8 protein-coding genes are annotated in these 13,541 nt (G+C 57.6%); 5 read left to right on the top strand and 3 right to left on the bottom strand.

What is annotated here, in order from left to right:
• Positions 1-48: 48 nt before the first annotated feature.
• The gene (locus LOC70_RS09310) at positions 49-963 is read right to left on the bottom strand and encodes a 1,4-dihydroxy-6-naphthoate synthase (RefSeq protein ID WP_230253337.1); all 915 of its coding nucleotides are present in this window, start codon (positions 961-963) and stop codon (positions 49-51) included.
• A 70-nt stretch (positions 964-1,033) separates the two neighbouring features.
• On the bottom strand, positions 1,034-1,870 hold the full coding sequence (gene dapB, locus LOC70_RS09305; protein WP_315857227.1) for a 4-hydroxy-tetrahydrodipicolinate reductase: 837 nt from the start codon (positions 1,868-1,870) through the stop codon (positions 1,034-1,036).
• Between the two features lie 337 nt (positions 1,871-2,207).
• On the opposite strand from dapB, the gene LOC70_RS09300 reads away from it, so the two are divergent.
• The 4 genes from LOC70_RS09300 to LOC70_RS09285 all read left to right on the top strand — a co-directional run bounded on the left by LOC70_RS09300 (position 2,208) and on the right by LOC70_RS09285 (position 4,892).
• Positions 2,208-2,738 carry a ComEA family DNA-binding protein gene (locus LOC70_RS09300; RefSeq protein ID WP_230253336.1) on the top strand — a complete coding sequence of 177 codons (531 nt, stop codon included), beginning with the start codon at positions 2,208-2,210 and terminating at the stop codon, positions 2,736-2,738.
• A 212-nt stretch (positions 2,739-2,950) separates the two neighbouring features.
• Positions 2,951-3,271 carry a metal-sulfur cluster assembly factor gene (locus LOC70_RS09295; protein WP_230253335.1) on the top strand — a complete coding sequence of 107 codons (321 nt, stop codon included), beginning with the start codon at positions 2,951-2,953 and terminating at the stop codon, positions 3,269-3,271.
• Positions 3,272-3,276: 5 nt separating this feature from the next.
• Positions 3,277-3,675, top strand: a complete 399-nt coding sequence (locus tag LOC70_RS09290) for an acyl-CoA thioesterase (RefSeq protein ID WP_230253334.1) — start codon at positions 3,277-3,279, stop codon at positions 3,673-3,675.
• 20 nt (positions 3,676-3,695) lie between these two features.
• Positions 3,696-4,892, top strand: coding sequence for an ATP-grasp domain-containing protein (locus LOC70_RS09285; RefSeq protein WP_230253333.1), 1,197 nt, complete (start codon positions 3,696-3,698; stop codon positions 4,890-4,892).
• 84 nt (positions 4,893-4,976) lie between these two features.
• Here LOC70_RS09285 and LOC70_RS09280 read toward each other — a convergent pair whose 3' ends face one another.
• A complete protein-coding gene (locus LOC70_RS09280; protein ID WP_230253332.1) occupies positions 4,977-5,819 on the bottom strand; it encodes a hypothetical protein in 843 nt (280 codons plus the stop codon).
• A gap of 208 nt (positions 5,820-6,027) precedes the next feature.
• Between LOC70_RS09280 and LOC70_RS09275 the strand changes: the two genes are divergently transcribed.
• A complete protein-coding gene (locus tag LOC70_RS09275) occupies positions 6,028-13,533 on the top strand; it encodes a type I polyketide synthase (protein WP_230253331.1) in 7,506 nt (2,501 codons plus the stop codon).
• The last annotated feature ends 8 nt before the right edge of the window (positions 13,534-13,541 follow it).

Here is a 13,541-nt window from a genome sequence, read left to right as displayed (position 1 = left end):
CCATTCCCTTCCAGGATAGTTCTTTCCCCCGCAACGAGCAAACAAACGTTAACCGTGGATGCCGGTTTCGCCGCAGAAAAAGCGGAGCTTCGATGTGCCCAAGCCAACCTGCTGAGCCCGCAGCGACAGCGTGGTGAGAGCGTCCCGGCCGAGCTCGCCCAGATCGACGGTCCAATCGTTCACGTAGAGCTCCACGTGCTTCATCAGCACGTTATCGTCCATCTCTTGGGCGTATCGTCGCATCGCCGGAAGAGCTGAATCGGGGTTTTGACGCGCCGATTCAAGCGATCGACGAATCACGTTACAGGCGGTCGCCATCGCCGAACTGTCGAAACGGTCCCGCATGACCAATCCCCCCAACGGGAGAGGCCGGCGGGTCTCTTTTTCCCACATTTCGCCCAAATCGGCGGCCAAATGCAGTCCCGAATCTTGATAAGTGAATCGGCCTTCGTGGATGCAGACGCCGAAATCGGCCGACTCGTTCTGCAACGCCGGCATGATGTCCGAAAAGATGACCTGCCGAACGGACGTCGTTTCGGGGAAAAACAGCCGGAACAACAAGTGTGCCGTGGTGTGTTCACCCGGACAGAGCGTGATCTGCTGCGAATCTTCCGGCCGGGTGTTGCCTCGGGCGGCCAGCAGCAACGGTCCGACGCCGAATCCCAACGCCGATCCAACGGGCAAGACGACGGTTTCGTCCGCCATCAGCAATGCCGCGTGAAAGCTGGTTTTGGCCAGATCAAACTCGCCAGCCAGCAATCGCTGGTTCAGCTCGTCGATGTCCAAAAGCTCGATCCGCCAAGTGAACCCGCCGGTATCAAACGATGCTTGGTCATTCCCCGCGGCCGCGTCCAGCAATCGCGAAAACGCGAAGGTGTCATTGGGGCAGGTGGAGATGCCCAGGTGCAATTCGGGGCCTTCGCCGATGCGAAGCTCATGAGGTGCGGAATCGATGGCGTTCACCGGTTTGCTAAGAAAGGTTCGCTAGCTGAGGAGGTTTTGAAGGCCGAAGACACCATGCACACTTGGTCGCCTAAGCCATGCCCAGCACGTCGAACATGCTGTACAGCCCTGGGCCTTTTTGCTGTTGAATCAACCACTTGGCCGCGGCCAATGCACCGGACGCGTAGCAGTCACGGTTGCTTGCGGCGACGTTCAGTTCAATCTTCTCGCCCAGCATCCCGAACACGATGGTGTGTTCACCCGGGTTATCGCCCACTCGGATTGCGTGGTAGCCGATTTCTTCGCGAGTCCGCGCCCCCGTGTGTCCTTCTCGACCGTGAACATGTTGTGTTGATTCACCCAACTGTCCCGCGATCAACTCACCAAACTTCAAAGCGGTTCCGCTGGGAGCGTCGGCTTTGAATCGGTGGTGCCGTTCCAAAATTTCCACGTCGAGACCGCCCGAAACGTCCTTCAGAGCGGCTGTGATCTGTTCCGCGATTTTCATCGACAGATTCACCGCCAGCGACATGCTGGGAGCCCAAACGATCGGGATGGTCTTGGCGGCTTCGGCCAAACGCTGTTTTTGTTCTTCGGACAATCCGGTGGTGGCCACCACCAATGGCGACTGAGTTTTCACGCATTGTTCGATGCACCCATCGATGGCTTCGGGCAACGAAAAGTCCACCACGGCTTTGGGTGACGATGCGTCGTCCAGGGTGGGCCACTGTGCCGAAATCTCCACGCCGGAGGGAGCTTCACCAGCCACCGATCCCGAATCCTGTCCCGCTTGGTCGCTGTCCGCATGGTCGATCGCACCGACCAATTGGAACGTTGGATCCGCCAACCCGAGAGCCACCACGCGACGGCCCATGCGTCCCGCGGCACCGTGAACTGTCAGGAGAATTGGACCTGTTGAATCTGCCACCGAACTGAACCATGGGGTGAAAGGGAAGATGAATGAATCGCTTGCCAACTCGCCAATCTAGCGAGCGGCTCGCGAAATCGACAGGGAGGAGCGGCCGAGCCAGCGTCCCTGAGGCACGGTGATTGTCGCCGCTGCAAAATCGGGAAACCCGGCAGTGCTCGCTTCCTGACTCGCAACATCTCTCACAATTGCGAGACTTTCGCGTTGCCCCGCTACTCGGCGGTCGCACAATGACCACTGGATGGGAAGGGACCACCCGACGGGAAGGATGACCCGCGGAGTTTGGGCAGAACGGAATCTGAGCAGGTTTGACTGACGACATCGCCGGGACGCTGTCATGGAAGTTGCCGCAAAGGACGGATCCGATCACGCCGAAATGGGCCGTGGCGATTCGGTTTCGATGATTGCCACGCCAACGCCCAAGATTGCATTGACGGTCCCGGGCATCCAATCGACGTTGTTTGCTGGCATGGTCGTTTTGCTGGGCTTCAGTCGGTTCACGTCGCAGCAGCCGACGGCAAATCCAGATGTTTCGATCACTGCGGACGCCGAGCTTTCGCCGCCGCTCAGTGTCGACCTGAACGCATCTGACTGCCGAGAGCTGACGTTGCTACCCGGAATCGGTCCAAAACTGGCCGAACGCGTCGTCCGGCACCGCGAACAGAATGGACCGTTCCGGTCGATCGAACATCTTGGCGATGTCCATGGCGTCGGGCCCAAATTGCTGGCGTCGCTGAGACGGTGGGTGCACGTGGAAGTACCTGAAAGGGTCGGGCCAGCAATTCAGCCAGCCGGAATCGACCGAGACCTCGCCGAGTGGCAGTTCGGTTTGACGATTTCGCAAGAGCCAGCCATGATGAACCCCTGACGAAAGCCGATTCGTACGGGTTTTCGAAGCAAGACCGTCGACGCCCGGAAATCTCTTTGCGAGAGGCAGGGCTCATCCGATCGGCGGTCACTTGTCGAATCAAGAACATCTCAAGCGATGTTGTCGGCATCGCGATTGTGCCCTGTCACAGTTAGCCGCGACCGACCGTTTGTTAAAACTGCATCCCACCATTGACCGAAACGAGCACTGCAATGGCTCTGGCTGAAGACAAAGTCCGCGAAGCACTGAAAGAAGTCATCGACCCCGAGTTGTACGTCAACATTGTTGACTTGGGATTGGTGTACGTCGTGAAAGTGGGAGAAGAGAAAGAAGATGGCCGTCACGACGTGAACGTCGAAATGACAATGACCAGCCCCATGTGCCCCGCGGGTCCACAGTTGGTTGCCGGTACCAAGAATGCCGCTGAGTCGTTGGAAGAGGTCGATACCTGCGAAGTCAAAGTCGTGATGGAGCCCGCTTGGACTCCCGACTGCATGACAGACGAAGCCCGTGATCACCTCGGCATCTTTTGATCTCGGTGAGCGATTCTCCTCTGACGCACGTGTACCGATTTCGTGTTGCCTATCAAGAAACGGATGGGCAACGCCGTGTACACCACGCGAATTATCTCAACTACTTCGAACGCGGTCGCGTCGAGATGTTGCGCGATCTCGGCCATAACTACAAATCGATCGAAGACGACGGTCGGATGTTGGTCGTGGCGGAAATGAATGTCCGCTACATGGCGCCCGCGGAATTTGATGACTGTCTTGAACTGACCACGACGGTCACCGAAGTTCGCAAGGTCCGAATGCGTCATCGCTATCAGATCCATCGTGATGGCCAGTTGTTGGTTGAGGCTGATTCGGTGATTGCGTGCATTGATCGAAGTGGCAAACTCACCCGTTTGCCCAAGTTGGATCCCCAGCCGCAATAGTCTCCGCCGCGGCGATCAGCATGCGAATCTTCGTGGGTGAATTTCTTTGTGGTGGTGGAATGCCGGCCACGGATCTTGAGCGGATTCCGTCGACGTTGCTTTGCGAAGGCACGTCGATGTGGCAAGCCTTGGTCGAAGATTTCAGTCAATGGGCGGAAGTCGTCACGCCTCTTGATCGACGGCTGGTGGACGAGTTTTCGCAAGCAAACCCGCGGGTTCGCTCGGTGAAGATCGATGATGCGGACTGCTTTCTGAATGACTGGATCGCGGAAGCAAAGGCTTGCGATTGGGCATTGGTTGTTGCTCCGGAAACGGGCCAGGTACTCGAAAGCACGTTTGCGGCGTTTCGCGAGGCCGGCGTTCAAATGTTGGCGTGCACGGAATCAGTGATCCGCATGGCGTCGGATAAATGGCTGACCGCTCAGTGGTTGAGCCAACATGGCATTCCGACACCGCTGACATGGTCTGCTGAGCAACTGCTGGCCGCGGAGCATCCATCCGGCCCGCCGCGTGAACTGGCCGTTGGATGCGTCGGCAGCACGTCGCGTCACGAAGGTTCTAATTGGCTGCGGAAGCCACGCGACGGTTGCAGCGGAGACGCGGTGCGTGCGAGTCGCGATTGGAGATCACTTGTTGCGGGCATGGACACTAGCGACGTTCTTCAAGCACGTGTGGACGGACGTTCCGCTTCGGTGATTGTGCTCAGCTACGACCATGAGTTCTTTCGCGAGCGTGCCGATAGAGTCGGACCGATGGTCTGTCCGGTGATGTGGCAGGATTGTCCTTGGGAGTCCGGCGTTCGGGGTGGCTCATCACCGGGCTCATCACCGGGCTCATCACCGGGCTTATCACTGGGCTCATCACCGGGTGATTCGTCGGTCCGATACCGCGGGGGCAGCGGTCCAGCCACGGAGGCAATGCAACATCGCGGGCTGGCGTTGGCGGAGCGAGTTTGTCGTGCTCTGCCGAGTTCTCAGTTGGGATTCATTGGAATCGACATGATTCTCGGGGACCGGCCGGAGGACGATTGCGTGATTGAGATCAATCCGCGAATGACCACGTCGTATGTGGGTGTGCGTCACCTGACCGATGGAAACCTGACTTCCGTTTGGAACCCAAACGGTTCACACGAGGTCACGTTTCGCGGTGGGAGTGACCAGATACGTTGGAATGTGGAAGGCCCCGCGGGTTGCCCGCTGGTGGATGAAGGTTGTTGATCAAAACGGACCGGTCGCCTTGCCTGGACGGCTTGGTTGGTTCGACCACCGGCCGTGAACGCCCGTGAGCATTCACACCCGTGATCACATGCCAGATGCGGCGGCGAAGAAGCCGCCGGCGCATCCGCCACAGATGATAGCGGTCAGACCGGCTTTCCAGTTTGCTCGGAAGTGGCGGATGACAAAGACCGGAACATAGATCAGCGTCAGTGACAGCAGGCCTTCATTGCGGCTGACCTTGAATGCGCGTCCGATCAGTGTCAGCACGGTTCCGATTGCGACCAACGCGAACGCGGTGCCACCGAGGTTGCAGAACATCTGCAGTGGTTTGAACTGAAGTTGTTCGGTTCGTCGCGAGGCGTTCACGGCCAACACGGCGATCGCCACGGCACTGCCAAGGATGAACAAGACCAACGCCAGCATCCACGGAGGCATGCCGGCACCTTTGTGCATCTTCTGTTGCAAGGCCTCGTCGCGAACCATGTCGCTCTCGGCTTTCATCAGAGCCAGAGTTCCCATATCGATGTCGACACCCGCGACCTTGTGGCCTTCCAGAATGGTTCCGGTCTCTTTGTTGAAACCGCATTTCGTGCACAGCACGGCGTTGGGGGCCATTTCACTCTTGCACGCGGGGCAGACCGCGGAAATTTGGCGGTCGAACCCTTCTTCCGAAAACAAATCGTCCAGCGAATCGGCTTGTCCAGGTGCTCGCGTCGGGGTCGGCCGGGCCTGTTGTGTAGGGGCTGGGGCTGTTCGGGCCGCTGCTGCCGCGCGAGGTTTCCCCGCCTGAGCCGCCGCGGGTTTGGCCGCACCGGCGGCTGGCACCCGAATGGGTTTGGAGCAAGCCGGGCATTTCACCGCTTTTCCAGCGAATTCATCTCGGACGCTAAGTTGTTTGCCACAGGAGCATTGCAAGCGAATCGGCATCAAGAAATCGTCGGCAGGAAGGTGCGTGGTCGAAAAGGAACGCCAGGGAGGCTCACCCGAGAGGAGAATGGGCGATCAGGGGAGCGTTTCGTCGTTAGTATAGATGCAAACTCCCGCATCGACGACTGACAATTGAGAGCTTCCCGGTCTGACTCCGTGCTAGTAATTCTCGGCTTTCTAACCAAAATCGTGGGAATCGCTCGGCTCCGTGAATCCGTTCGACAACCGCCTGACCAAACAACCCAGCTTCTGCATCGTGAATTCGCCCGAACGTGATCTTTCCGAACGACTCGCAAAGCTCTCTCCGGAACAAAGAGCGGCCCTGCGAAAACGACTGGCCAAATCGCAAAGTGCCACGGCCGCGGGCGGATCACAAACCAAGAGCGAAAGCGGAAATGCGAAACTGGGAGCGAGTGATTCCGCCGAACCGATTGCCATCGTGGGCGTGTCGTGCCGCTTCCCCGGTGCACCGGATCTGGATGCGTATTGGCGAGTGATCTCAGAAGGCATTGATGCCACGGCCGAAATCCCGCCCGAACGATGGAACGTGGATTCGCTCTATGATCCGACCGGTCAAAAAGCGGGGCGGATGTCGGTGCGTCGTGCCGGCATGGTCGATGGCATCGACCAATTTGATCCTAAGTTCTTTGGCATCTCACCACGCGAAGCGGCTCGGATGGACCCGCAGCAACGGATGCTGTTGGAAGTCAGTTGGGAGGCATTTGAAGTCGCAGGTATTCCCGTCAGCCAATTAGCGGGCACTTCGGTCGGTGCCTACGTCGGCATCGGTGGGACGGACTATTCGAAGGTGCCATCGACCTACGATGGTTACTACCAATACATCGATGCCCACGTCGGAACGGGCAACGCGTTGTCCATTGCTGCCAACCGGTTGTCATACATCATGGATCTTCGCGGTCCCAGTATGGCGATTGATACGGCGTGTTCATCGTCGACCATGGCGATTCACTTGGCGGTGCAGAGTCTCCGATCGGGCGAATGCGATGCGGCGCTGGCCGGCGGAGTGAACGCGATCCTGACTCCTGAGACAACGATCGCGTTTTCGAAGGCTCGCATGTTGTCGCCGGATGGTCAGTGCCGACCATTCGACGCCGATGCCAACGGTTACGTTCGCGGCGAAGGTTGCGGCATGCTGTTGCTGAAACGTTTGCGTGACGCGGAACGCGACGGCGACCACATTTGGGGAACCATTCTTGCCAGCGCCACCAACCAAGATGGTCGCACCAGCGGGATCACTGCGCCCAACGGCGTTTCTCAACAAGCGGTCATTCGCGCGGCTCTCAAGGAAGCCGGTATTCCCGCTTCGCGAGTCAACTACATCGAGGCACATGGCACCGGAACGCCTCTGGGAGATCCCATCGAAGTTGACGCGCTGACCAAGGTGTTTGCAGGGCAACCCGGCGTCGATCCGCCATGTTATGTCACCAGCGTCAAAGCCAACGTCGGTCACATGGAAACGGTCTCGGGTGTGGCTGGCATCATCAAGTTGTTGCTGATGATGCGACATCAAACCATTCCTGGACAGCTTCACTTGCAGAAACTGAATCCGCGAATGTCGCTCAAACGTTCGCGAATCGTGATCCCCAGTGAATCACCCGCTTGGCCGGTGGATGGAGAACCCTTGGTCGCTGGGGTGAGCTCGTTTGGTTTTGGAGGTGCGAATACGCACTTGGTGTTGCAGCAGCATCTCTCGTCCGCAACGGTGGATGCGGGCGAACCCAAGGCACCACCGCCAGAGAGAACCAGTCATGTCATGACGCTCAGCGGAAAAAGTGAACAAGCGATTTCCCAAGTCGCCTTGCGATTGCAGCAGCATCTAGAAAGCACCGAAGACGACGTGCTGGATGTCGCTCACACGATGAACGTGGGACGTGTGCATCATCCGCAACGTGCGGCCGTCGTCTTTTCCGATGAAGCTCAACTGCTCAAGCAATTGACGTCGCTGAGTGAAGGAAAGAAAGGCCCCGGAATCCGAAGTGGCCACACGGTCACCAGTCGATCGACTCGCACCGCGTTCTTGTTCACCGGCCAAGGGTCGCAAGCTCCCGGGATGGGGCGTGGGCTGTATGAAACGCACGGCGTTTTTCGCGAGGCGATGAACCAATGCGACGAAGGGTTGAAAGACCTGCTGCCCAAACGTTTGTTGGACGTCTTGTATGGCGATGAACAGGACTCAAATCTGATTCATCAAACGAAGTACACCCAACCGGCTTTGTTCGCGATCGAATACTCGTTGGCACAGCTTTGGTTGTCTTGGGGCGTGAAGCCGCACGTCGTCATGGGGCACAGCGTGGGCGAATTCGCGGCTGCTTGTGTCGCAGGCATTGTCACTTTGGACGACGCGTTGCGGCTCATCGCTCATCGAGGTCGTTTGATGGGAGCCTTGCCGGAGGGCGGCGGCATGACGGCCATGTTTGAATCGTCCGATGTGATTGCCGAACAATTGCGGATGTTCTGCGTCGATGATGAGCAAACACTGTCGATCGCCGCGGAGAATGGGCCTCAGAATACGGTCGTTTCCGGTTCTTTGACTGAGTTGCAGGAGTTCGCCGGTCACTGCGAGCAAGCCGGAATCGCATCGAAGTCGCTGCAGGTGTCTCACGCATTTCATTCGCAATTGATGGAACCGATGCTGGATGAGTTTCGATCCATCGCAGAGCAATGCGAGTTCCAGAAGCCCCGCGTTCCGCTGGTCAGTAACCTGACCGGCAAGACGCTTGAGGGCACGTGGGATGCGGATTATTTGTGCAACCACATTCGCCAAGCGGTTCGGTTTGAACCGAGCATGCATGCTTTGCAAGAAATGGATGTTGACGTGATGCTCGAGGTTGGGCCCTCTCCGATCTTGACCGGCATGGGACGTCGTTGTTTGCCTGATTCGAAGTTGACTTGGGCCACGTCATTGCGATCCGGAAACGATGACGAAAACACGCTCTGCGAAGCACTTGGGGATGTGCACTGTCGAGGAGCCAAGGTTAATTGGAAGGCGTTTGATCAGCCGTGGAAACGTCGGCGATTGGTGTTGCCGACTTATCCGTTTGATCGACAACGGTATTGGTTGGATCCATCCGACGAAATTGTGGGGGATCCGTCACGGAGTCATGCGTCCGGTGATGCGTTGCATCCGTTGCTGGGGCGACTGCAACCGACGGCTCTTCAAAGTCGTCTGTTTGAAAATGCGTTGTCGGCCGATTCGCCCGAGTTCTTGGCCGATCACGCGGTGCAGGGTTCTGTCAATTTGCCGGGAGCGGCGTTTGTGGAAACTGCCTTCGCCGCTGCACGACAACGGTTCGGCGAGGGCCATCACCAAGTGACGGACGCATCGATTGAACAGGCGATGTTCGTCAGCAAGGAAAGTTGGAAAGCGTTCCAGACCATCGTTGACGAAAGCCTTTCGCTGGAGATTTTTTCTCGCAATCGATCCGACGATTCGGACACCTGGCAACGCCACATGTCAGCAACGCTGGTGCCCGCCGAAGTAAATGAGGGATCAGAGCCCGTCGCGGTCGCGGCTCCCGACGAGTTGGCAACGGTCGGTCAACGTTATGTCGGGGGCAAGGATCACGGCGAATTTTACGACCTGATGTCGCAACGGCGATTGGAATACGGGCCGCGTTTTCGAATGCTGCAGCGAGTGGATTATTCCTTGGATGAAGCCGTCGGTTTGATCCAATGTGATGAAGCAACGCAGAACGAGTTCGCAGAATACGTTTTGCATCCCGTGCTCGGCGATGCGTTGATGCAAACGTTTTCTGCGTTGGTGCCTCGCCCCAACCATGACACGTTCAGCGAAGCCACTTACATGCCGACGAAGGTTGGTGTGGCCACGGTGTACCAAGCCCCCGCGGGAACGCTGCGGACCTACGGCAAACGAACTTCCGCCGGCGACGTCTTGGATCCGGAGTTCGTGGAAGGCGACGTGTGGCTGGTCAATGATCGCGATGAGGTGGTCGCGGAATGGACCGGAGTGCGAGTGACTCGCGTTGGGCGTGCTGGTGGCGAGGCCACGGAGTCGCTCGACGATGCGTTGTATCAGCTATCTTGGGAAGCATCGAAGGAATTTCCGGCTGAATCGGAGGGCGATCTTGGCGGAAAACAAGTGTGGGTGCTTGGTGACGATGTCACGCGTCGCGATGCGGTCGTTTCGAGCTTGCGAGCACAGGGCGCGACGGTCGTCGCTGGCGATCTCCAGAGCGATTGGAAAACGCTCGCGGGTGAACAGTCAGACGCGGGGCCGTTGGCTGCGATCGTTTCGCTGTGGGCCGCTGGCGATTCGGCGGAAGTTTCTGACGTGGCGAATCAATCGGAAACGCTTTGCCAATTGGCATTGCAACAACTTCGCTCCGCGATCGTCGACGTCCCCGTCTCAAGCGAATTTCGTGGGTGGTGGCATGTCACCGAAGGTGCACAATCTAGCGTTTCGGGGAATGCACGCAACATGGAAACGACGCAATTGACGCAGTCGTCTCTGTGGGGAATGGTTCGTGTTGGCATGATGGAACTCGCCGACCTGAAGCCGGCTTTGGTGGATTTGGATCCGCAACAATCAGCAGCCCAGAACGCCTCCTTGCTTGCCTCGGAACTGGTGAACGCAGATGGCGAAGACCACGTGCTATTTCGCGGTGGGGAACGACTGGTCGGTCGATTGGCGAAACGGCAGTTGCCGCAGTCAACCGATGGTGACACCGCGATCACCATCCCGGCTCAACCGCACCGTTTGCGTTTCCGTCAAACCGGTAGTTTTGATTCACTGTACTTCGAGCCGATGGAACGCGAGGAGCCGATCGGAAACGAGGTCGAGATTCGTATCGCCGCCGCTGGTTTGAACTTCAGCGACGTGTTGAAAGTGATGGGGCTGTATCCCGGGATCACTGACAAAGTGGTTCCATTGGGGATCGAGTGCTCTGGGACGGTGACGGCGGTCGGTCCCGATGCCAAGCGTTTCGAAGTGGGGGATTCCGTGATGGGAGTCGCTCCGTTTGCATTTGGTTCTCATGCGAAGACGCCCGAGTACACGTTGGTCAAAAGGCCAGCCGGAATGGACGACGTGGATGCGGCGACGATTCCCATCGCGTTTTTAACGGCGTGGTACGGCTTGGTGCATTTGGCCGATGTTCAACCCGGTGAGAGAGTCTTGATTCACGCCGGTGCAGGCGGCGTTGGATTGGCTGCGACCCAGATCGCTCAATTGTTGGGGGCAGAAGTCATCGCGACCGCGGGCAGCGACGAGAAACGTGAATTTTTGCGTGGCTGCGGCGTGAAGCACGTCTTCAATTCACGGACGACTCAGTTTGCCGATGACATTCGACGTACCTTTGGCGGCGAAGGAGTCGATGTTGTCCTGAACTCGCTTCCCGGTGATGCGATTCCTAAGAGCTTGGGCGTGCTGAATGCCTACGGACGGTTCTTGGAGATCGGCAAGACGGACATCTACCAAGACCGCAAAGTCGGTTTGCTTCCCTTTCAGGACAATTTGTCATATCACGCCATCGACTTGGACCGTGTGCTTCGCCAACGTCCGACAAAGATTGAAAAGTTGTGGAACGAGCTGTCGGAGAAGGTTGACTCGGGCGAACTGCAACCGATTGCCTGCACCGAATTCGATCAAACCGAAATGGTCGAAACTTTCCGCTACATGGCGCAGCGAAAGAATATCGGCAAAGTCATCACGCGGATGGCGACCGGGGTGGATCTTGATTCGGGTGAGTCGGAATCCTCGACGCAAACGGAATTAGGATCGGTGTTGATCACCGGCGGAACGGGAGCGATCGGGCTCAAGCTGGCTCAACGACTGGTGGAAGATGGGCACCGCAGTTTGGCATTGCTGTCACGCCGGGAACCATCCGCCGAAGTTGCGTCGGCGATTGATTCCATTCGAGCGTCAGCGGACAGCGTCAACATCGAGGTGGTGCAAGGAGACGTCGGTCGGCTGGAATCGCTTCAGGCGGCTCTGACCAGCCTGCCAGCAACGATGCCTCCGATTCGCCATGTCTATCACGCTGCGGGAGTGCTTCGTGATGGATTGCTGATGGACATGACCGACGAACAACTGCGAGTGCCGTTCCAGCCCAAGGTTCAGGGTGGATGGAACTTGCATGAGGCGACAAAAAACCTGCCTCTGGAATCATTTGTGATGTTCTCGTCCATCGCTGCGTGTTTGGGTTCGCCCGGACAAGCCAACTACGCTGCGGCGAATAGTTTTCTGGATGGACTGGCAGATTACCGACGGGGAATGGGTTTGCCAGCGACCAGCATCGCTTGGGGGCCCTGGGCGGAATCGGGAATGGCAGCGACCGAAGATCGCTCGTCGCAGTTGCAGTCTCGTGGCATGCGGTTGCTTCCCGCGGAAGCCTGTTTCGAAACCATGCAGGAAGTCGTCGATGCTGGTGATCGCTATGTCGCCGTGATGGACGTCGATTGGCCGGCGATGATTCAGAGCATGCGTCGCACCCGACCGTTCTTCGCTGAGTTTGCTGATCAAGCAACAGCGGACTCGGAACGTTCGACAGATCAGGTCGATCATGAATTCCGGGGACAGATTGCAGGGCTCAATGAGGACGACCGATCCGAGCGTTTGCGGGAGTACTTTGCGACGGAGCTGGCTCGTCTGATGGGATGGGAAGCCGAGCAAATTGACGTCAAGCAAAAGCTGAGCGAGTTGGGGATGGACTCGTTGATCGCGATGGAACTGAAGAACAACCTCGAACAACGCTTGGCGATCACGATCCCGATGTCAGCTTTGGTGGAATCTCCTTCGATCAACAGTTTGGTGTCACATGTCGTGTCTCAGTTTGGTGACGGCGACGGTTCCAAGGCGACCGACAAAACGACTGCGAAGGGATCCGGAAAGCAAGAAGCGTCGGCTTTGATTGTTCCTTTGAAGTCTGACGGGAACCGGTCGCCTTGGTTGTGTGTGCACCCGTTGGGTGGTTCATCCGCGTGCTACCTCGATTTCTCTCAGCAAGTGGACGAGGATCAACCCGTGTACGCGTTGGTGGGTGGTGGATCCGATGGCGTCAGCGAACCGCCAACGTCGTTGGATTCGATGATGCGCGAGTATGTTGGTCTCGTTGAACAACACTTTGCCGACGATGAACTGAGATTGATCGGTTGGTCCGCCGGCGGCGTGTTCGCTTTGGAGTTGGCTCGTCGTTTAGAAGAAGCGGGCCGCGAAAATATTTCGGTCAGTTTGCTCGACACGCCTTTGCCGTCGATCTATCGCAACGTGGATCCCAACGATGACGTTCAGTTCGTCGCTGATCTGATCCAATTTTCCAATGCGTTCTCAGGAACGGATATGCACCTGACCTCGGACGAACTGGAAGATGTTCGAGGCACGGACCGCATTTGGCAACGCGTGTTGGAAGAGGCTCAACGTGCTGGAGTACTGAGTCAATCCGCGTCCCCGGAGATGGTCCGCAAGTTGATCGACACCAGCCGGCAACATGTGAAGTTCATCAAGGGGTACCAGATCAATCCAAAGAGTCCTTCGGTGCAATTGATCTTGCCCGAAAGCACGACGGCTTTGGAAAGCTCATCTGGGGAGAACTGGACTGACCACCTGGATTGGTCGACGCGATTGGCCAGTGAAGTTCGCAGTGAGCAGACCAGCGGGGATCACTTCTCGATGCTGACAGGCGAACACGCTCGGGAATTGGCGAAACGGATGGAGCAACACGCGGCGGCCCACTGAGCCGCAAC

Source organism: Rhodopirellula halodulae, assembly GCF_020966775.1.
Classification (GTDB): domain Bacteria; phylum Planctomycetota; class Planctomycetia; order Pirellulales; family Pirellulaceae; genus Rhodopirellula; species Rhodopirellula halodulae.
Note: the sequence above shows the minus strand (reverse complement) of the source record. Positions and strands in the feature narration are given on the sequence as shown.

Excerpts from the sequence above, each read along its gene's own strand:
- LOC70_RS09300 (WP_230253336.1), top strand. The coding sequence starts at position 2,208 with ATGGAAGTTGCCGCAAAGGACGGATCCGATCACGCCGAAATGGGCCGT.
- LOC70_RS09295 (WP_230253335.1), top strand. The coding sequence starts at position 2,951 with ATGGCTCTGGCTGAAGACAAAGTCCGCGAAGCACTGAAAGAAGTCATC.
- LOC70_RS09285 (WP_230253333.1), top strand. The coding sequence starts at position 3,696 with ATGCGAATCTTCGTGGGTGAATTTCTTTGTGGTGGTGGAATGCCGGCC.
- LOC70_RS09280 (WP_230253332.1), bottom strand. The coding sequence starts at position 5,819 with ATGCCGATTCGCTTGCAATGCTCCTGTGGCAAACAACTTAGCGTCCGA.